The following is a 20,971-nucleotide window of genomic DNA, read 5'->3' on the forward strand; positions in this document are numbered from 1 at the left end:
GTGAGTATTATCAGTTCGCGAAATAAATCCAATGAAATATGCCGTAAGTCACACATTCTCATTGCATAAAAAATCGGCTTTCTTGATTAAGCTTAGACGTGACTTCTCTCTTTGGTCAAAGCTTGAGAATCCACTCCATCGAATTTTGCGCCGAATTCTATTTGAAATCATTGAAATTACCTACCCTTTTACGGCACTATCCTCGCACATCTACTCATAGGACCGTAAAAGATGAGCGAAAAACAATCTATTACTGAATTTGATTTGTTACTTATTGCAAACCAAATCATTCAAGAACATGACGCTTATATCGTTGGCATGCGCGCCGATAGCGTTGAAGAAAAAGAGGATGTATTAGTTTTTAAAGGCAACTACTTTTTAGACGACAAGGGGCTGCCAACACCTAATACCACTGCGGTATTTAACATGTTCAAGTACCTTGCCTTGCATTTATCAAAGCAATTCACTCTCGTTCAATCGTAATTCTTGATGAAAAAAAGCCTCATTCGAGGCTTTTCATTATTGGGTTTAAACGCTCAATGCCTAGTGGCTTAGTTGCGCAAGCTGTTCAAAATAATCAGGAAACGTTTTCGAAGTACATTTAGGATCATTAATCGTCACTGCGGTATCGCTCAGTGCAACCAGCGAAAAACACATCGCCATTCGATGATCGTCATAAGTGTCGATTGCCGCATGCTGTAATGACGTTGGTGGTGTGATGATAATGTAATCATCCCCTTCCTCAACCTCTGCACCCACTTTACGCAGCTCCGTCGCCATTGCGGCTAAACGATCAGTTTCTTTAACACGCCAATTATATACGTTGCGAATGGCTGTGGTGCCTTTGGCAAATAATGCGGTCGTCGCAATGGTCATAGCCGCATCAGGAATGTGATTAAAATCGAGATCAACCGCATTAAGCTCTCCACGACGAGCGATGACATAATCATTCCCCCATTCGATGACTGCGCCCATTTTTTCTAGCGCATCGGCAAATTGAATATCCCCTTGGATACTGTTTTTACCAATACCAGTAACTTTTACTTCGCCACCTTTGATAGCCGCCGCCGCGAGGAAGTAAGAAGCAGAGGATGCATCCCCTTCCACCAAAAACTGCCCAGGAGAAACATACGATTGCCCAGCTGGGATCACAAATTGAGTGTAGTTATGGTTGATCACTTTTACACCAAACTGCGCCATGATGTGTAACGTGATATCAATGTAGGGCTTTGAGACCAAGTCACCGACGATGTTGATCGTCATTTCACCATCAGACAGTGGCGCAGCCATTAAAAAGGCGGTCAAAAATTGACTCGAGATTGAACCGTCAATCGCCACGATTCCAGCTTTAAGGCCGGTTGCCGTAATTTTTAACGGCGGGAAGTCTTCGTTTTCAAGGTACTCAATATCAGCGCCCGCTTCACGTAACGCTGTAACGAGATGACCGATTGGACGTTCTTTCATCCTCGGCTCACCAGTCAAAATGAACTCACCCTGTCCAAGGACTAATGCTGCCGCAAGTGGACGCATTGCCGTCCCTGCATTACCTAAAAACAGCTCAACGGATTGCTCGATGCTAAAAGGCCGACCCAAACCTTTTATCTCACAGACCGTTTTGTCGTCTGACAAACGATACTCCACACCAAGTTTTGCTAGTGCGTTGAGCATGTGGCGAATGTCGTCACTGTCTAACAAGTTCGTTAGCTTAGTCGTACCACTTGCCAGAGCGGCAAGCAGTAGCGCTCGGTTTGAGACACTTTTGGAACCGGGTAAATTGACTTGCCCATTAATTTTTTTTATTGGTTGTAACGTGAGGCTTTCCATTCGAGTTGTGTTTCCTTGCATCTTCCAAAGAGCTCCTGTTTGCTCTAGGAAAATGAAAATTCTTCGTACTTGCAGCCTATCTAAAAATAAAAGCGAACTCCAGTACAAATATGGCCTGATAGTAATGATTGGCAAACTATTGAAAAATCCCTACTATCCTCATTCCGTGGCCTTATCTTGATGGTTAACCCAGATCGGATCGAACATGACTATTTACCTTCCTCAGCTTGCGCTTGATGATTTCTCTTTTCCTTCCGCTGATGAGGCGCTAGAAGAGCCAAATGGACTACTCGCGTTTGGTGGAGATTTACAACCAGAACGTATTTATAATGCTTATCGACACGGAATTTTTCCTTGGTATGGCCCACAAGAGCCTATTCTTTGGTGGAGCCCCGCTCCACGAGCTGTGTTTAACCCACAAACTTTTTCTCCAGCTAAAAGCGTTAAAAAATTCCAGCGAAAACATCAATATAAAATAAGCCTTAACAATGCAACTAAAGAGGTAATTACAAGTTGCGCCAACGTAAGACCCGCAGATCAAACTTGGCTAAATGAAGAGATGCGCAGCGCCTACCTCGCCCTTGCGGCTTCTGGCCTTTGTCATTCGGTTGAGGTGTGGCAGGAAGATAAATTGATCGGCGGGCTCTATGGCATACAAATGGGCCAAATGTTTTGCGGTGAGTCGATGTTTAGTATCAAAGCCAATGCATCAAAAATTGCGCTTTGGTATTTTTGCCAGCATTTTCAATCACACGGTGGACAGTTGATTGATTGTCAGGTGATGAATCCGCATCTGGCATCATTGGGAGCTTTCGAATTAGAGCGCGACGATTTTCTCAAATCCTTGCTATCTTTTAGAGATAGCTCTGTCGATGAGCGCTGCTTTACACCCCAGTGGATCACCTTGTCTAATGAAGGATAACCATGAGCTCAGATTTACAGCAAATACGCATCGGTTTAACCAATAACCACCCTTGTAGCTATTTAAAAGATAGGCAAGAACGTGTCGCTGTGACTTTAGATTCCGCCATGCAATCGCCTGAGAATTATGAAATTCTACTCGCAAATGGTTTTCGACGCAGTGGGGATACCATTTACAAACCTCACTGTGACAATTGCAACTCCTGCCAAGCATTGCGTGTTTTTGTTGACCAAGTCAAGCTATCAACCAGTCAAAAGCGGTTACTCAAAAAGGCACACGCTTTTCAGTGGCAGTTGAAACCAACCATGGATTCGGGTTGGTTTGCACTCTATGCCCGCTATATTGAAGCGCGACATAAAGAGGGCAGCATGTACCCTCCCAACGAGCAGGAGTTTGCAACCTTTTCCGCTTGTCGTTGGCTAGATACTCAATACCTGCATATTTATCAAAACGGACAACTGGTCGCGATTGCGGTGACGGATATTTTACAAAACAGTGCCAGCGCCTTTTATACCTTTTATGATCCAGAGTCAGATCTGTCACTCGGGACACTTGGCGTTTTATTTCAACTGCAATATTGCCAAGCCACACAGAAACAATGGTTATATTTGGGTTATCAAATTGATGAATGCCCAGCAATGAACTACAAAGTACGCTTTGAGCGCCATCAAAAGCTAGTAAATCAACGTTGGCAAGGGTAGAATACGCCCCAACTTTACATATTTATCTTTTAGCGGCAGAATGCGTCCGTTAAAAATCGCCAAGTTTCTAAAGAGGATTAAATGGCTAAAGAAGACGTAATTGAGATGCAAGGCACTGTCCTTGATACTCTTCCAAACACAATGTTCCGTGTTGAGCTAGAAAACGGCCACGTAGTAACAGCTCACATCTCTGGTAAAATGCGTAAGAACTACATTCGTATTCTTACTGGTGACAAAGTAACTGTAGAGATGACTCCATACGACCTAACTAAAGGCCGCATCGTCTTCCGTGCTCGTTAATCTCTGATTTTCGAACGCAACAAAAAACGGAGCTAAATGCTCCGTTTTTTGTTACTTATAGAACTGGATTAAATGCAATGCATAGAAGAAAGCACGCCTCAGCGTGCTTTTGTTATTAGGTGATAAGCATCGGGATTACCGATCAGTGAACCGCTTCTTCACGAGAACCAATGTACTTAAACTTAAGCTCTTCGCCATCTAAATCCACTTTCACTGTGCCACCATCGACCAACGAGCCAAACAACAACTCATTCGCTAATGGCTTTTTCAACTTATCCTGAATCACGCGGCCCATTGGACGAGCACCCATCTCAATATCGTAGCCTTTCACAGCAAGCCAATGACGAGCATCCTCAGAAACCTCTAACGATACACCCCTCGCATCGAGTTGAGCTTGTAGTTCAACAATAAACTTATCAACCACTTGATGGATTACACGCTCATCCAAACGATTAAACCAGATGATGTTATCTAAACGGTTACGAAATTCGGGTGTGAATACTTTCTTAATCTCTGACATCGCATCAAAACTATTGTCTTGTTGGATAAGACCAATCGATTTTTTCACTGTCTCTGCAACACCTGCGTTGGTTGTCATCACCAAAATGATGTTACGGAAATCCGCTTTTCGTCCATTGTTATCCGTTAAAGTGCCGTTATCCATGACTTGAAGTAGCAAGTTGAAAATATCAGGGTGCGCTTTCTCAATCTCATCAAGTAGCACCACTGAATGTGGATGTTTAATCACAGCATCAGTTAGCAAGCCACCTTGGTCATACCCAACATAACCAGGAGGAGCACCAATTAAACGACTCACTGAGTGACGTTCACCATACTCAGACATATCAAAACGCAGCAGCTCAATGCCAAGTAGCTTCGATAACTGCACTGTCACTTCTGTTTTACCCACGCCTGTTGGCCCTGCAAACAAGAATGAGCCCACCGGTTTATTGTCAGCACCTAAGCCAGCGCGTGAGAGTTTGATCGCCTCACTCAATACATCGATAGCGTCATCTTGTCCAAATACCAACATTTTCATTTTTCTATCAAGGTGCTGCAAAATGTCTTTATCGGAAGAAGATACCGATTTTTCTGGAATACGCGCCATTTTAGCAACCATCGCTTCAATATCGGCCACTCCAACGGTTTTCTTGCGGCGACTTGCAGGTGCCAACCTTGAACGTGCTCCCGCTTCATCAATCACATCAATCGCTTTATCTGGCAAATGACGTTCATTGATGTATTTTGCAGAAAGCTCTACGGCCGCACGTAACGCTTTATTGGTGTAACGCACATCATGGTGCGCCTCGTATTTTGTTTTCAGACCCATAAGTATTTTAGTGGTGTCATCCAACGATGGCTCGACCACATCGATTTTTTGAAAACGACGAGCCAGCGCGCGCTCTTTTTCAAAGATGTTGTTGTACTCTTGATAAGTCGTTGAGCCGATGCAGCGCAATTTACCGCTGCTAAGCAGAGGTTTGATTAAGTTAGCCGCATCCACCTGACCACCAGAAGCGGCACCCGCACCGATGATGGTATGAATTTCATCAATAAATAGGATCGCGTCCTGCTCTTTTTCAAGCTGTTTCAAAATGGTTTTAAAACGCTTTTCAAAATCGCCACGATACTTAGTTCCAGCGAGCAATGAGCCAATATCCAGTGAATAAATAACGCTATTTTGAATGATTTCAGGCACTTGGCCTTCCACAATACGCCACGCCAGCCCTTCCGCAATCGCCGTTTTACCGACTCCCGCTTCTCCCACTAACAGCGGATTATTTTTACGGCGACGACACAACACTTGAATGGTTCGTTCTAGTTCTTTATCACGCCCAATTAGCGGGTCAATCAACCCTTGCTTTGCCAATTGGTTGAGGTTGCTGGCAAAGCTTTCCAAACGTTCATCAGAACTGACTTCATCAGCTGATTCGCTGCTAAAAGAGTCGGAAGAGGCTGAATTATCACTTGCGCTGGAAGCTTTAGTGATGCCGTGTGAAATGTAGTTGACGATATCTAAGCGACTGATGTCATTTTTTTTCAGTAGGTAAGCCGCGTGTGACTCCTGCTCACTAAAGATTGCAACCAGTACATTCGCCCCTGTGACTTCATTGCGGCCAGAGGATTGCACATGAAATACAGCACGTTGCAGCACACGTTGAAAACTCAATGTAGGTTGCGTTTCACGTGTTTCGTCACTTTCAGGAATAAGAGGGGTGGTTTGATCAATAAAAATATCAAGCTCTTGGCGTAAGGCATCCAAATCCGCTTGGCAGGCTAATAAGGCCTCTCTGGCTGCATCATTTTCTAATAACGCAAGTAGGAGGTGCTCGACGGTCATGAATTCATGTCTTTTGTCTCGCGCTCGAGCGAACGCGCCGTTTAGACTCGACTCTAGTTCTTTATTAAGCATAAGTACCTCCTTAAGGAACCACTTTGTTGCTCCAGCAAGCGACTACGCTTGCTCCATAGTACAAAGCAGTGGATGCTCATTTTCCCTTGAGTACAAAGTAACTTGAGCTACTTTGGTCTCTGCAATCTCAGCACTGAACGTGCCACAAATTGCTTTCCCTTCATAATGCACCTTGAGCATTATCTGTGTTGCTTTGTCGATATCCATCGAGAAGAATCGCTCAAGGATTTCAATCACAAACTCCATCGGCGTGTAGTCATCGTTATTGAGAACTACGTTGTACATCGCTGGTGGTTTAATTGCTGTCTTCTCTTTCTCCAGAAGATCTGAGTCTGGAGTCACCCATTCAAAATGTTTACTCATGATGACCGTATTTAGAGTGCTTCTCTACCTAGTGGAACCGTGTGCCTCTCAGTAACCATTGTGTCGTTGGAATCTATTAATGTTATTAGTGCTACCGACACAGTTGAAAAACAACCCTTACTTAGAGACTAATGCAGCAATTGTATCGCTGCAAATAAAACATTGCTATTCCGAACTATCAACGGCGTAGTTGATTAAAAAGAAAACAAAAGCAACTGCTTTCTTTAACTATTTCATTCTTAACGCCCTATTTAATCGTTACAACAATGTAAACCTGAAAAGTGATTTATTTGCAAATATGTCGAGTATCATACCTTTTGCCTATTGACTGCGCCGAATCATTGACTACATTGGTCAATTAGTGACTAAAAATTTGGCAGCGGCTGAATTGATATTCACATTCGGGTAACGTTTTTAGGATAAGTTTCTCGATAACAACATCAGTAACTAAAATGCAATGAGGGATGTAAAGCATGGCTACAGGTACAGTAAAATGGTTTAACAACGCCAAAGGATTTGGGTTTATTTGTCCAGAAGGTGAGGATACCGATATTTTTGCTCACTATTCAACCATTCAAATGGAAGGCTACCGCACACTCAAAGCGGGCCAACAAGTTTCCTACGAGATTGAACAGGGGCCGAAAGGTTATCACGCTAGCGCTGTTGTTCCAATCGAAGGTCAACTTGCAAAATAATCGCTGCCAAACGTGTATTTGATGAAAAACCCGCCGAACTGGCGGGTTTTTTTATTGCTTAGAGGTGAATAACTGAAGGTTAAGCGCCAATGATCGCGTTCAAGGTTTGGCTTGGACGCATTAGTGCTGATGCTTTTTCAAACACTGGCGCATAGTAACCACCCAAATCACCCGGAGTACCTTGTGCCTGATTCAGCTCAGAGACGATAACCTGTTCATTTTCTTGCAGCTGTTTCGCAATCGGTGCGAATTCCGCCGCTAAATCAGCATCCGCCGTCTGCTCTGCTAAGGCCTCAGCCCAATAGGTTGCAAGATAGTAGTGACTGCCACGGTTATCAAGCTCACCAACTCTGCGCGATGGTGATTTATTGAGATCAAGGAACTTACCTGTGGCTTTATCAAGCGCATCGGCTAGTACTTTCGCTTTCACATTTCCAGTGACAACACTCAAATGTTCCAAAGACGCCGCCAGCGCCAAAAACTCGCCTAACGAATCCCAACGCAAGTGGTTTTCTTTCTCAACCTGCTGAACGTGTTTTGGCGCAGAGCCACCAGCACCTGTTTCAAACAAGCCACCGCCATTCATCAAGGGAACAATCGACAACATTTTAGCCGAAGTACCGAGCTCAAGAATGGGGAATAGATCCGTGAGGTAATCACGCAGTACGTTACCCGTAACTGAGATGGTATCTTTACCCGCTTTGAGACGCTCAAGTGTGAACAGAGTCGCTTCAACGGGTGATAGGATCTGAATATCTAAGCCAGCCGTATCATGATCAGCAAGGTAGACGTTGACTTTTTTGATCAATTCACGGTCATGCGCACGCTGATCGTCTAACCAGAAAATCGCAGGAACGCCAGTAGCTCTGGCGCGAGTCACGGCCAGTTTCACCCAGTCTTGGATCGGTGCATCTTTCACTTGGCACATGCGGAAAATATCACCAGCTTCAACAGCTTGCTCTAGCAATACTTTGCCGGAGGTATCCACAACACGTACCGAACCCGCTGCATCGAGGATAAAGGTTTTATCGTGCGATCCATATTCTTCAGCTTTTTGCGCCATAAGGCCCACGTTTGGCACACTGCCCATCGTGGTGGGATCAAATGCGCCGTGCTTTTTACAAAAATCAATCACCGCTTGATAAACGCCAGCGTAGCAGCGATCGGGGATCAGTGCTTTGGTGTCTTGTTGCTTGCCATCTGGCCCCCACATTTGACCAGAAGCGCGCAGCATTGCTGGCATTGACGCATCAACAATGATATCGCTTGGGACATGTAGGTTAGTAATACCTCGGTCAGAATCGACCATAGCAAGCGGTGGCTGCGTGTTATAAACCGCTTGAATCGCGGCTTCAATTTCTTCTTTCTGTGCTTGTGGCAATGCTTGTATTTTCGCGTAAACATCGCCTAGGCCATTGTTGACATCAACACCTAATGAGTCAAACAACGCGCCATACTTCGCAAATACGTCCTTGTAGTACACTTTAACGGCATGGCCGAAAATGACTGGGTCAGACACTTTCATCATGGTTGCTTTCATGTGCAAGGAAAGCAGCACATCTTGCTGTTTCGCTGCTGCGATTTGTTGCTCGAAAAACTCAACTAACGCTTTTTTGCTTAGAACTGAAGCATCGATAATTTCTTTATCAAGCAGCGCAAACTCTTTCTTTAAGACTTTAGTCGAGCCATCATGGCCGACAAACTCAATTTTGACCTTAGTGTCACCTTCAATGGTGACTGACTTTTCTGTTCCATAGAAATCTTTGTCTTGCATGCTGGCAACATGTGAACGGGATTGCGGTGACCATGCGCCCATTGAATGTGGGTTTTTCTTCGCATAATTCTTGACTGATAGTGGTGCGCGGCGATCGGAGTTTCCTTCACGCAACACAGGGTTAACCGCACTACCTTTGATTTTATCGTAAGTCGCTTTAATCGCTTCTTCTTCGTAGGTACTTGGTTCTTCAGGATAATTTGGTAGGTCGTAACCTTTTTCCTGCAACTCTTTAATCGCGGCTTTCAATTGTGGGACCGATGCCGAAACGTTAGGCAGTTTAATAATATTCGCTTCTGGTTTGGTCGCCAGTTCACCTAATTCGGCAAGCGCATCACTTACACGTTGATTTTCTTTTAAATGTTCTGGGAAGCTGGCAAGGATACGCGCAGCCAGTGAAATATCGCGGGTTTCAACGCTAATACCTGACGAGGCGGTAAAGGATTGGATAATCGGCAATAAAGAATAAGTGGCCAGTGCTGGTGCTTCGTCTGTGATGGTATAAATAATTGTAGGTTTTTCTGTAGGCATGAAAAATTTCCCTATTTGTTCTAGCAGCACCATTGGATGAAACAGCGCTGTGTGATTGTCCGTGTCAAGTGGGTTAGCATCCTCGCGACTTGAACACGATAGCGTCACTCTTTCAAAAACTGAATCGAATGTCGTTGAGCGTTATCCGATTTTAGTCATTGAGTGAAAATACGTATACACCCAAACCCTTTATTGATACTGAATCCAAATAGCATGGGTTGAGTATAATTAAACAAAACTAGGATAATAGTCTATTATCTTGTGCGTCAATCCTGTTTCTGGGCGCGCAAATCATAGCTTAAATCCAAAGTTCAGAAAACTTTCAAACACACTTCATTTACATTTTTGCAAGGTAGTTAACATGTCATCCCGCTTGCGTCGTGATTCTTCATCAGTATCAAAACCCTCTGGCTCTTCTCATTTTAAACGGCGCGATCCACATCAGCGCTCAACCGCCCGCTCCTCTTCATCTGCAGAAGAGGTAAAAAAACGAATATCACTTGCTGATCGAAAAGTCATCATCTTTAATAAGCCTTTTGATACACTAAGCCAGTTTACTGATGGTGATGGGCGCAAAACTCTCGCTGATTTTATTCCCGTAAAAGAGGTGTATGCCGCAGGTCGCTTGGACAGAGACAGCGAAGGTTTGATGGTGCTCACCAATGACGGCATCTTGCAAGCGAGACTAACGCAGCCGCAGTCAAAATTACCAAAAACGTATTGGGTTCAAGTAGAAGGAGAACCCGCTCAAAACGATTTAGATAAATTGCGCCAAGGTGTAGAGTTAAAAGATGGCATGACGCTGCCTGCCAAGGTTGAGATTTTGCAACCGCCTACCTTGTGGGAACGTAATCCACCGGTTCGTTTTCGCGCACAAATCCCAACCACATGGCTTGCGATTACCATTACTGAAGGTAAAAACCGGCAAGTACGACGTATGACTGCGCATATTGGCTTTCCAACACTGCGCTTAGTGCGCTACGCGATGGGCGACATTGTTTTAGGCGATCTACAACCCGGTGAGTGGAAAGAAATTACCCTCTAACACCGTTCTCAAAAAACGGAAGCCTCTTTATTTAAGAGGCTTCACTGTGTTTATTTATGGCGTTCTTTAAGCTTATCAATCACATCACTCAACGCTAATCCTTGGTCTTGCAATAGCACCAATAAGTGATAAATCAAATCAGCAGACTCACACACTAACTCCGCCTTATCGCCCGACGTCGCCGCAAGCGCAACTTCAACGCCCTCTTCGCCCACTTTCTGCGAAATACGCTTTGTTCCACGGGCATAAAGGCTAGCGGTGTAAGAGGAATCAGGGTCGGCACTCTTGCGGGCAGCCAATAGCTGCTCAAGCTGATGAAGCCACACCATTTGAGACTCTTCTTGTGCATCGTTATCCCAACAGGTTGTGGTTCCAGTATGGCACGTTGGCCCAATGGGATTCACTTTGACCAATAAAGTGTCATTATCACAATCGAGCGCCATGTTTTTCAACTGTAACACATGACCAGAGGTCTCTCCTTTGGTCCAAAGGCGCTGTTTGCTGCGAGAAAAGAACGTCACTTGGCCTGTTTGCGCGGTTTTTTGCAACGCATCTTGGTTCATGTAACCCATCATAAGCACTTGACTTGATTGAAAATCTTGCACTATCGCCGGAACAAGGCCATCAACTTTGTTCCAATCAATACGCTCAGAAAGTGCAACCGCACTCGATACTTGAAAACTCATCGTCTTACCTCTACACCTTCTGCTTGTAAATATTGTTTTAATTCGCCGATATTGATGATCTGCTTGTGAAAAACCGATGCCGCCAACGCGCCATCGACATGAGCTTGTTGGTAAGCTTGCGCAAAGTGCTCCATCGTTCCCGCCCCGCCAGAAGCGATAAGTGGCACGCGACACACAGCACGTACCTTCTGGAGTTGCTGTAGATCATAACCATTGCGCACGCCGTCTTGGTTCATCATATTCAATACGATTTCACCCGCACCACGTTTTTGTACCTCTTGTACCCAATCGCAAGTTTGCCACTGCGTTGCTTTAGTGCGCGTCTCATCGCCAGTAAATTGATAGACCTGATACTGACCCGTTTCTTGATCGAAGTAAGAGTCAATGCCGACCACAATACATTGCACGCCAAATTTATCCGCCAAGTCAGTAATCAACTGTGGGTTAGCGAGCGCTGGAGAGTTAATGGAGACTTTATCTGCACCAAATTCTAAAATTCGCGCAGCATCTTCGGCAGATTTAATACCGCCCGCGACGCAAAATGGAATATCAATCACTGCCGCGACACGCGCCACCCAACTTTTATCAACCACTCGGCCATCACTCGACGCGGTAATGTCATAAAATACCAACTCATCCGCACCCTCTTCGGCGTAGCGTTTTGCAAGCGGTACGATATCACCAATGATTTCGTGGTTGCGAAACTGCACCCCTTTCACTACTTGTCCATCGCGGACATCCAAACAAGGGATTATGCGTTTTGCCAACATTCGAATGCCTCCTGAGCGGTGAACTTACCATCTAATAAGGCACGACCGACAATCACACCTGCGACGCCACTGCCTGTTAAGGCTTTGATGTCCGCTAAGCTACCGATACCACCTGAGGATTGAAACTGTACTTGTGGGTACTGTTTGCATAAATCGATATACAACTCAACGTTAGAACCGGCTAGTGTACCATCGCGGGAAATATCAGTGCACAATACGTGCGTCAAACCGACCGTTAGGTAATCATCAATCAAGGCTTCTATCGTTACACCTGAATCTTCTTGCCAACCGGAAATGGCCACTTTACGTGTGCCGTCTTGATCAATGTTGATGTCGAGCGCTAGCACAATTTTTTCTGCGCCATACTTTTCCATCCATCCTTTGACTAATTCAGGCTGTTTTACGGCCGTAGAACCGACAACCACGCGCTGCGCACCCGCATTTAATAAATCCACCACATCTTGCTCACTACGCACACCGCCACCAATTTGAATATTGGCAGGGGTACTGGCAAGCAGTTTGGCAATCAGATCAAGCTGTCGGGCTGAGGTATCTTTTGCACCCGTTAAATCGACAAGGTGCAACCAGTTAGCTCCAGCCTGATGATAGAGGCGAAACTGCTCTGCAGGATCCACTTTGTATTCGGTAACTTGACCATAATCGCCTTGAAATAAGCGAACCACTTGGCCATCAATTAAATCTAATGCTGGAATAATCATTACTAATTCCCTTTTATAATTCCAAGAAGTTCTTGATCAGTGCTGAGCCAGCTTTGGATGAGCGCTCTGGGTGAAATTGGACACCATAGTAATTACCGCTTTGCAGCGCCGAGGTGAAAGGCTTACCGTATTCACATTCAGCAATCGTGTATTCACCGACGGGCATGGCGTAGCTATGGACAAAATAGAAATATTCGCCTTGCTCAATGCCTTTAAACAGAGGATGGCCTCTTTCGGCATTGACCGTGTTCCAACCCATATGTGGCAGTGGTAAATCGCCTGTATCCATCAGGCGAACCTCGCCGTCACATAACCCCAAGCATTCAACAATGTCATTAGCTTGATCGTTAGCTTGCTGTCCTTTTTCTTCTGACAGCTGACCTAACAGTTGCATGCCTAAGCAGATGCCGAGCAGTGGCTTTTCAACCTGTTTCACCAGCGTGATTAAATCGCGCTGTTGCAGATTTTTCATCGCCTCACTTGCCGTACCGACACCGGGTAAAAACAGCTTATCTGCCGTCAACACCACATCAGGATCTTTTGAAATAGTGACTGGGTACCCCAAGCGTTCGATGGCAAATTTCACGGAAGAAACATTAGCGCAGCCTGTATCAATGATGACGACCTTTTGCGGCTGGCTGCTGTTATCACTCATCGCTTCGCGGACTGACGACATTACAGTACTCCTTTGCTGCTAGGTAGTTCATTGCCTTCCACTTTAATGGCTTGGCGCAATGTGCGGCCAAAAGCCTTAAACAAACTTTCAATAATATGGTGATCATTCTCGCCACTGGATGAGAGATGTAGCGTACAGGCCAAAGTGTCGGTTAATGAACGGAAGAAGTGATATACCATTTCAGTGGAGAGATCGCCCACTTGCTCACGTGTAAAGGTGGCCTCAAATTTCAGATAAGGGCGACCCGATAGATCGAGTGCGCATTGTGCTAAACACTCGTCCATCGGCAACGAAAAACCAAAACGACCAATGCCACGCTTATCGCCTAATGCCTCTTTTAAGGCTTGCCCGAGTGCTAATGCGGTATCTTCAATGGTGTGGTGATCATCAATGTGCAGATCACCATTGACGCTCAACTTCAATTGAAAACCACCATGGGTTGCGATTTGGTCAAGCATGTGGTCAAAAAAACCTAACCCCGTTGTAATCTGATTACCACCCGTTTCATCCAAATTGACCGCAACTTTAATGTCGGTCTCTTTAGTGGTTCTTACCACTTCGGCGCTGCGCGCTTTCACGGTTAAGTCTTTAACTATTTCACGCCATCCCATACTTTTCGGATGATACTGAATACCACGGATCGCCATATTTTCAGCCAGTTGCAGGTCGGTCATTCGATCGCCAATCACCACTGATTGCTGAAAATCGACTTTGCCTCCTTGCAGATACTCTTTAACCATCCCCAGTTTGGGTTTGCGGCAAGAGCAATTATCTTTTTCAAAGTGCGGGCAAATCAGCACATCATCAAAGATCACTCCTTGGGACTGAAAAATGTCCATCATCATCGCATGAGGGGCATCGAAATCCGCTTGAGGATAGCTATCCGTCCCCAGCCCATCTTGGTTGGTGACCATTACCAGCCGATAACCCGCAGCCTGCAAAGCCAGTAGGCTTGGGATCACATACGGCTCTAGTTTCAGTTTGTCTAAACGATCAACTTGGAAATCGACCGGAGGCTCAACAATTAAGGTTCCGTCACGATCAATAAAGAGAATTTTTTGCTGTTTGCTCACTGGAATATCCTTTTCTATTGGCCAGTAACGTCACTTAAACGACTGGCTCTTATTCATTTTGGGCTATTTATGGTGCTTGATTACTGATAATAATTGCGAATAAAAGCGAGTGTTTTTTCACACTCTTCGCGATTACCGATACTGATCCTCACGCAATTTTCAATCGGAGAATTGCGTAAAATAATGCCGTGATCCCAAGCGGCTTTAAACAGCGCATCACCATCGGGAAATTTCACTAATAGGTAGTTTCCCCACCCTTCAAACACAGTTAAATTGGGCACCATATACAACCCTGCTTGTAAGTAAGCACGGTTTGCATTGAGATCCAACACTTGGAATTTGGTACGAGCCAGCCCAGCTTCCGATAACGCTTGCACGGCAATGTCTGCTACCGGAATTGGCACGGGATAAGGTGCAATTACCTTCTGCAGCACATCAATCAGCTCTTTATTGGCCAAGGTAAAACCGCAGCGCAAACCTGCAAGCGCAAACGCTTTGGATAAGGTGCGTAAAATCGCCAAATTCGGATATTGCGCTAATAAATCAACGGTTGAGGCTTCTGGACAGAAATCAATGTAGGCTTCATCCATCACGACAATAGCGCGGTCTTTAGTCATTTCCAGCAAAGCAATAATATCTTGGCGCTTAACCAAATTGCCGGTTGGATTATTAGGACTACAAACGAAGATCAACTTCACGCTGTCCAAATTGGCACGAATGGCTGACAGGTCGAGCTGCCAATCCGCTGTTAATGGCACAACTTTACGCTCGACACCGAACGTTTCAGCGCTAATCGCGTACATACCATAAGTCGGTGGACAGTATAAAATAGCGTCTTGATTGGGCTCACAAAATGCGCGGATCAAAAGTTCAATCCCTTCATCGGCACCACGTGAGGTCAACACCTGCTCTGGCTGTACCTTGGCATAAGCCGCATACGCATCGATCATAGCTTTGGGTTGGCAATCACTGTAACGGTTCAAACGTACAAAATCGGTTTTGTACTCATTATTGAATGGCGATTCGTTGGCATTGAGCCACACATCACCACTGCCGCCAATACGGCGAGCCGATAAGTAAGGTTTTAGTGCTTGAATTTGCTTACGAGCCAGTTTTTCCATCATTTTTTCGCCTTTTGCAATTTTTCGACTCGAATGGTGACCGCACGTTTGTGTGCATCCAATCCTTCAGCTTCTGCCATTGTGACCACGGTTGGCGCTAACCCTTGTAAGCCCTCTGCGCTGAGTTCTTGCACCGTCATGCGCTTACTAAAATCAGCTAAACCAAGGCTAGAATAAGTACGCGTGTAACCGTATGTTGGCAAAACGTGGTTGGTACCCGAAGCGTAGTCACCGGCTGATTCTGGTGACCACTCACCTAAGAAAATTGAGCCAGCGTTATCAAGTAACGGCAACAGCTCACGAGGGTTCCGCGTTTGCACAATTAAGTGCTCAGGACCGTAGTAGTTCGAGATAGAAACCGCTTGGGTCAAAGACTCAGCGATGATAATCAAACTAGAAGCCAAGGCCTTTTCTGCAATGGCGGCGCGAGATAAGCTTTTTAGCTGCTTTTGCACTGCATCTGTTACTTGATCGGCAATCACCGCTGAAGGGGTCACTAACACAACTTGTGAATCAGGTCCGTGCTCAGCTTGGCTAAGCAGATCAGCCGCGATAAAATCGGCATCAGCCGTATCATCAGCAATCACCAACACTTCCGAAGGACCCGCTGGCATATCAATCGCTGCACCGCGAAAATCATTACTCACTTGACGTTTTGCTTCTGTCACGTAGGCATTACCGGGGCCGAAGATTTTGTCTACTTTAGCAACGGATTTAGTCCCATAAGCCATTGCTGCAATCGCTTGACCACCACCAATGTTGTACACCTCATCAATGTTACACAGCTTGGCCACGTAGAGGATTTCGTCCGCAATCGGTGGCGGTGAGCAGAGCACCACTTTACGACACCCTGCAATTTGTGCAGGAACACCCAACATTAATACGGTAGAAGGTAAAGGCGCACTGCCTCCGGGAATGTACAAGCCCACCGTATTAATTGGACGCGTGACTTGTTCACACACCACTCCCGGCTGCGTTTCCACTTTGATCGGTTGCAGCTTTTGTGCTTTATGGAACTTAGTAATGTTCTCATAAGCTTGTTGAAGCGCTTGTTTCATCTTGTCAGAAAGACGCTCGCACGCCGCATCAATCTCACCACTTGAAACGCGAATTGAATCCGGTTTCACGCGGTCAAATTTTTCAGTTAACTCAATTAAAGCTTGGTCACCTTGCGCTTTCACCTGCGCAATCACGGCGCTCACGGCAGCAGTGACATTGGCTCCTTCAGTAATGGCCGGGCGTTCTAAAATTGAATCTTGCTGAGTTTCACTCAACGATTGCCAAACGACAGTTCTCATCGCCGTTACTCCATCATTTTATCGATAGGTAAAACCAAAATAGAACTCGCCCCTAATGCTTTTAGGCGCTCCATGGTTTCCCAAAATAGGTTCTCGGTGCTGACCACATGTACTGCAACACGATTTTTCTCCGCCGATAAAGGCAGCACTGTTGGGTCTTCCGCTCCCGGAAGTAAGTCTTTAATCGCTTCTAATTGATCAACCGGGGCATGCAGCATGATGTATTTGGACTCTTTGGCTTGAATCACGCCTTGCATACGCGTCAATAAACGAGCAATCAATGCTTGCTTATCTTCACTGAATTCACCTTGACGCTGAATGAGTGTTGCTTTGGATTGGAAGATAACTTCAGCCTCTTTGAGGCCATTTGCTTCTAATGTTGCGCCGGTAGAAACAAGGTCAGCAATCGCATCAGCTAAGCCAGCTCGTGGCGCAACCTCAACAGAACCTGTGAGCACACAAGTGCTAAAATCAATGCCCTTTTCATCCATGTACGCTTTGAGTAGCTGCGGATAAGTTGTGGCGATGCGTTTACCCGCCAAATCTTGAGGGCCGTTGTATTGCTGATCTTTATTGATCGCGATGGATAAGCGGCAACCACCAAAATCAAGACGGCGCAGTGAAACAAACTCACTTTTCTTATTTTGCGACAAGCGTTCTAAACGCACCTCTTCCAGTTCATTCTCACCAATGAAACCGAGATCAACCACACCGTCCATCACCAGACCGGGTATGTCGTCATCACGCACTAGCAGTAGGTCGATCGGCATATTGAGAGAGTGAACGACAAGACGCTCACCCATGATATTGAATTTCACGCCGCATTTTTTAAGTAAGTCTTGGCACTCTGAGCTCAAGCGGCCTTTCTTCTGGATGGCAATTCTTAGGCGTTGTGTTTGCATGACAATTTCCCTGTGCAATGTATTGAATGTATTTGGAATTGAGTTAAAGCAAAATGAAAAAACCCTCGGGAGATTTGCGTTCTCCCGAGGGTTTTAATCTAAATGCTTTGACTTAACCACCGGGAGTTTCCTGCCTCCCGGGTATGCGTACATCTCCCCGAAAGATTATTTAGGGTGATGGTGATGATGAATGTTCATTACAAAATTACGCATACTTATCAGCTCTTATTGGTTTGCTGTCTTGACTCCACACTAACCAAGCTGATGTTCTTTTTCAACTAAAAATTTTGCTTTTTTAAAATCTTTTTTCGCCGTCGTGCGCCAGTAATAAAAAAGGGAAACTTTCGTTTCCCTTTCATCAACTCTATTTAACCAAAATACAGCTACAACGTCTCGCAATGTGTCATTTTTGATTTCGCCATAGCGGCCATAATCATGCACACAATGATAAATGCAACAGAGGCACAAGCCAACGAGATCAGCACTGACGCTGTCATTCCTAAAACAACAAAACCGACACTCGAAACCAAGGCCGTAGCCAGTGCATACGGCAATTGTGTCGCAACGTGATCGATATGGTTACAACGCGCGCCTGTCGACGATAAAATGGTGGTGTCAGAAATAGGAGAACAGTGGTCACCAAAAACGGAACCAGCGAGCACCGCGCTCAGCATAGGGAGTATTAGAGCGATATCGGTCGCCGCGGCCATATCTCCAGCAATGGGCAACATGATGCCAAACGTTCCCCAAGAAGTGCCGGTTGAAAACGCCATCACGCCCGATAGTAAGAATAAGATGACCGGTAGCCAATGCGGATCAATATTACCTTGAACCAAAGATGACATGTACGCACCGGTTTTCATGTCCCCAATAACAGAGCCAATTGTCCACGCAAAAATCAGGATCAAAATCGCACCAAACATCGATTTAGCACCGATCCACAATGTATTACTGATGTCATTCATTGGCAGCTTTTGCTTAAACACAGTAAACAGAGCCATCGCCAAGCCAACTAGCCCGCCGTAAATCAATGAAGCGCCGACATTGGTGTTTTCAAACGCACCCAGTAGATCAAATGCTTTACCGTCTGCGGCTAAAGATTGACCACCCGTAAATAACATGGCTGAAACCGTTGCAATGATGAGTAATACGATAGGCAGAACCAGATCCAACACTTTGCCATGTTCGCTCTCTTTGATATCAAGCTCTTCATTTAACTCATGTGCGTCTTGGCTATCGTTTTCATTTGCGTCGTCAAATCCACGGCCTTGGGAGGCATTAATTTCATGCTGGCGCATTTGACCAATATCTAATTGGAACCACACCACCGCAAACACCATCAGTAATGCAAAAATGGCATAAAAATTCATTGGTACTAAACGCATGTATGCGCCCAATGCCGAATATTCGGTAATCCCGTGAGAAACGAGAATACCGCCAATAATCGTCATAATGTACGCGCCCCAACTAGAAGCTGGCATCACAACGCACATTGGTGCTGCAGTTGAATCAAGGATATAGGCAAGTTTAGCGCGAGATACATAAAAGCGGTCAGTCACAGGACGAGAAATAGAACCTACGGCTAAACTGTTAAAATAATCATCAACGAAAATAAACACACCCAAAAATGCCGCCAGCAGTTTTGAGCCACGTTTACTTTTTACGCGGACTTGTGCCCATTCGGCAAAAGCACGAGTACCGCCAGACAAAGTTAATAGCGCGGTCATCATACCTAATAAAAGCAAAAACCCGACGATACTCATATTCCAAGTGTTAATGCCGCCATCAGCAACAAAGACGCTTGATACCTTAGTAGCAACATAACTGAATGCACTACCAAAAGAATAATCCGCGAGTAATACCGCGCCTAATACAATACCGACACCTAATGAAACAAGTACTCTGCGTGTAAGAACAGCCAAACTTAATGCTACCAGAGGCGGTAACAGCGACAGAGGAGATGATGCAAAATCGATTAAATTCATGATCTTCAAAAACCAGTAAGTAAATGGTTAGAGATCTACTGCAGACAAATTACGAGCTAAGATAACCACGTAATTCATGTTGAACTAAGCGAAAGGGAAGCGAACACTTCACCCAACCCTACAGTAGCGCTCCATAGTTTAAAAAAAGAATAGACTATGGCAGTGTTGTTCCTATTCGAATACAACCCCAGCAAGCTGCTTTAATGTGCATACTTACTTCGGCGATAAAACCTTTCACTTTTGTTCATTGGCATTACCCCAACAGAAGTTACTATTTTTTACCGCACCTCTACGTCAAAGAAAGTACAATAAATCACCGTTATTAAGTCATTTTAACAATGATAAATGTCTTACTTCGCTTTAGGTAAATGACATTGTACTTAACAACGAATGCATTGCAACCGATCATGTCATCAAAGTGCATCAATTATTGGTCACATTCATTAAGAAACATTGAGACTTCTTTCATAATGTGGTGCAATGAATATCACGAAGATTATAATAAAAAACATTAATTATAAGTCTATCTAAAAATCATTGATGATCTTCTTGATACTACTACTTATGTATGAAATTAGCTCATCACTAACAAGTTCATATTTTTTTGATTTTTATTTATCTATAAAATTTTCATTAATATTTGAATCTAATATTGTAAGTACCAATTCAGCAGTTTATTATTGCTGTGTCGACTAAATTAAATCAAATAGGAATAGTCATGTCTGAATTAACAAAAACTCTACTTAATATTCGTAGCCTACGCGCTTTTTCCCGTGAACTCACTCTAGAGCAGCTTGAAGAAGCACTAGATAAATTAACGATCGTTGTTCAAGAACGCAGAGAAGCGGAAGAAGAAGAACGCTCTGCTCGCGCAGAACAAGAAGCGAAGCTGGCTGCGATTGCAGAACAGATTGCCAAAGACGGTATTGATGTAAGCGCATTAATTTCTGCACTTTCTGGTGAAACTAAGAACAAAGTTAAAGTTCAAGGCAAACGCGCACCTCGTCCAGCAAAATACAAATATCTTGATGCCAATGGCCAAGAAAAAACATGGACAGGTCAAGGTCGCACACCTTCTGCAATTCAAGAGCAACTTGATGCAGGTAAATCTCTAGAAGAATTCGAGATTTAATAACTCTTTAGCAAATAAAAAGGCTCCTAACGGAGCCTTTT

Annotated in this window: 20 protein-coding genes, 1 riboswitch and 1 other annotated feature; of the genes, 7 read left to right on the plus strand and 13 right to left on the minus strand. The window is 44.8% G+C overall.

The window, feature by feature from the left end; all coding sequences use genetic code 11:
• Positions 1–231 precede the first annotated feature (231 nt).
• The gene (locus tag AACV12_RS07175; RefSeq protein ID WP_013857082.1) at positions 232–483 is read left to right on the plus strand and encodes a YciN family protein; all 252 of its coding nucleotides are present in this window, start codon (positions 232–234) and stop codon (positions 481–483) included.
• Between the two features lie 60 nt (positions 484–543).
• Here the strand turns inward: AACV12_RS07175 and aroA are convergent, their stop codons facing one another.
• Positions 544–1,824, minus strand: a complete 1,281-nt coding sequence (aroA, locus tag AACV12_RS07180; RefSeq protein ID WP_047690889.1) for a 3-phosphoshikimate 1-carboxyvinyltransferase — start codon at positions 1,822–1,824, stop codon at positions 544–546.
• 205 nt (positions 1,825–2,029) lie between these two features.
• On the opposite strand from aroA, the gene aat reads away from it, so the two are divergent.
• The 3 genes from aat to infA all read left to right on the plus strand — a co-directional run bounded on the left by aat (position 2,030) and on the right by infA (position 3,747).
• The gene (gene aat / locus AACV12_RS07185) at positions 2,030–2,746 is read left to right on the plus strand and encodes a leucyl/phenylalanyl-tRNA--protein transferase (RefSeq protein ID WP_170900100.1); all 717 of its coding nucleotides are present in this window, start codon (positions 2,030–2,032) and stop codon (positions 2,744–2,746) included.
• Positions 2,747–2,748: 2 nt separating this feature from the next.
• The gene (locus AACV12_RS07190; protein ID WP_017049881.1) at positions 2,749–3,447 is read left to right on the plus strand and encodes an arginyltransferase; all 699 of its coding nucleotides are present in this window, start codon (positions 2,749–2,751) and stop codon (positions 3,445–3,447) included.
• 81 nt (positions 3,448–3,528) lie between these two features.
• Complete coding sequence (gene infA / locus AACV12_RS07195) at positions 3,529–3,747, plus strand: translation initiation factor IF-1 (protein ID WP_006075347.1); 219 nt, start codon at positions 3,529–3,531, stop codon at positions 3,745–3,747.
• Positions 3,748–3,889: 142 nt separating this feature from the next.
• On the opposite strand, the gene clpA is transcribed toward infA, so the two are convergent.
• The gene (gene clpA / locus AACV12_RS07200) at positions 3,890–6,160 is read right to left on the minus strand and encodes an ATP-dependent Clp protease ATP-binding subunit ClpA (protein ID WP_013857086.1); all 2,271 of its coding nucleotides are present in this window, start codon (positions 6,158–6,160) and stop codon (positions 3,890–3,892) included.
• A gap of 42 nt (positions 6,161–6,202) precedes the next feature.
• Entirely contained in the window at positions 6,203–6,523 is a 321-nt protein-coding gene (gene clpS, locus AACV12_RS07205) for an ATP-dependent Clp protease adapter ClpS (protein WP_010319243.1), read from the minus strand.
• 473 nt (positions 6,524–6,996) lie between these two features.
• Here clpS and cspD point away from each other — a divergent pair, with 473 nt between their 5' ends.
• Positions 6,997–7,218: a cold shock domain-containing protein CspD gene (gene cspD / locus AACV12_RS07210; protein ID WP_013857087.1), complete on the plus strand. Its 222-nt coding sequence runs from the start codon at positions 6,997–6,999 to the stop codon at positions 7,216–7,218.
• Between the two features lie 79 nt (positions 7,219–7,297).
• Here the strand turns inward: cspD and AACV12_RS07215 are convergent, their stop codons facing one another.
• Positions 7,298–9,523, minus strand: a complete 2,226-nt coding sequence (locus AACV12_RS07215; RefSeq protein WP_170900101.1) for an NADP-dependent isocitrate dehydrogenase — start codon at positions 9,521–9,523, stop codon at positions 7,298–7,300.
• Between the two features lie 361 nt (positions 9,524–9,884).
• Between AACV12_RS07215 and AACV12_RS07220 the strand changes: the two genes are divergently transcribed.
• Entirely contained in the window at positions 9,885–10,568 is a 684-nt protein-coding gene (locus AACV12_RS07220; RefSeq protein WP_208871742.1) for a pseudouridine synthase, read from the plus strand.
• A 50-nt stretch (positions 10,569–10,618) separates the two neighbouring features.
• Here AACV12_RS07220 and hisIE read toward each other — a convergent pair whose 3' ends face one another.
• The 9 genes from hisIE to AACV12_RS07265 form a co-directional block, all read right to left on the minus strand.
• Positions 10,619–11,254: a bifunctional phosphoribosyl-AMP cyclohydrolase/phosphoribosyl-ATP diphosphatase HisIE gene (hisIE, locus tag AACV12_RS07225; RefSeq protein ID WP_017043909.1), complete on the minus strand. Its 636-nt coding sequence runs from the start codon at positions 11,252–11,254 to the stop codon at positions 10,619–10,621.
• Positions 11,251–12,024 carry an imidazole glycerol phosphate synthase subunit HisF gene (hisF, locus tag AACV12_RS07230; RefSeq protein WP_017044649.1) on the minus strand — a complete coding sequence of 258 codons (774 nt, stop codon included), beginning with the start codon at positions 12,022–12,024 and terminating at the stop codon, positions 11,251–11,253. The genes hisIE and hisF overlap by 4 nt, the downstream gene beginning before the upstream one ends.
• A complete protein-coding gene (gene hisA / locus AACV12_RS07235) occupies positions 12,006–12,743 on the minus strand; it encodes a 1-(5-phosphoribosyl)-5-[(5-phosphoribosylamino)methylideneamino]imidazole-4-carboxamide isomerase (RefSeq protein ID WP_013857092.1) in 738 nt (245 codons plus the stop codon). Before hisA ends, hisF begins: the two co-directional genes overlap by 19 nt.
• Positions 12,744–12,756: 13 nt before the next feature.
• Complete coding sequence (gene hisH, locus AACV12_RS07240; protein ID WP_170900102.1) at positions 12,757–13,419, minus strand: imidazole glycerol phosphate synthase subunit HisH; 663 nt, start codon at positions 13,417–13,419, stop codon at positions 12,757–12,759.
• On the minus strand, positions 13,419–14,492 hold the full coding sequence (hisB, locus tag AACV12_RS07245; protein ID WP_013857094.1) for a bifunctional histidinol-phosphatase/imidazoleglycerol-phosphate dehydratase HisB: 1,074 nt from the start codon (positions 14,490–14,492) through the stop codon (positions 13,419–13,421). The genes hisH and hisB overlap by 1 nt, the downstream gene beginning before the upstream one ends.
• 80 nt (positions 14,493–14,572) lie before the next feature.
• Positions 14,573–15,613 (minus strand): histidinol-phosphate transaminase, encoded by a 1,041-nt coding sequence (hisC, locus tag AACV12_RS07250; RefSeq protein WP_017043905.1) that lies wholly within the window; start codon positions 15,611–15,613, stop codon positions 14,573–14,575.
• The gene (hisD, locus tag AACV12_RS07255; RefSeq protein WP_013857097.1) at positions 15,613–16,911 is read right to left on the minus strand and encodes a histidinol dehydrogenase; all 1,299 of its coding nucleotides are present in this window, start codon (positions 16,909–16,911) and stop codon (positions 15,613–15,615) included. Before hisD ends, hisC begins: the two co-directional genes overlap by 1 nt.
• A 5-nt stretch (positions 16,912–16,916) precedes the next feature.
• Positions 16,917–17,813, minus strand: coding sequence for an ATP phosphoribosyltransferase (gene hisG / locus AACV12_RS07260; RefSeq protein ID WP_026027608.1), 897 nt, complete (start codon positions 17,811–17,813; stop codon positions 16,917–16,919).
• 53 nt (positions 17,814–17,866) lie between these two features.
• Positions 17,867–18,003 (minus strand) — a sequence feature (His leader region).
• 193 nt (positions 18,004–18,196) lie between these two features.
• On the minus strand, positions 18,197–19,798 hold the full coding sequence (locus AACV12_RS07265; RefSeq protein WP_026028031.1) for a Na+/H+ antiporter NhaC family protein: 1,602 nt from the start codon (positions 19,796–19,798) through the stop codon (positions 18,197–18,199).
• A gap of 116 nt (positions 19,799–19,914) precedes the next feature.
• Positions 19,915–20,098, minus strand: a riboswitch (Lysine riboswitch).
• Positions 20,099–20,516: 418 nt separating this feature from the next.
• On the opposite strand from AACV12_RS07265, the gene AACV12_RS07270 reads away from it, so the two are divergent.
• Positions 20,517–20,930, plus strand: a complete 414-nt coding sequence (locus AACV12_RS07270; protein WP_017043902.1) for an H-NS histone family protein — start codon at positions 20,517–20,519, stop codon at positions 20,928–20,930.
• Positions 20,931–20,971 lie beyond the last annotated feature (41 nt).

Origin of the sequence: Vibrio sp. 2-2(8) (assembly GCF_963888495.1) — a bacterium.
Lineage (GTDB): Bacteria > Pseudomonadota > Gammaproteobacteria > Enterobacterales > Vibrionaceae > Vibrio > Vibrio anguillarum.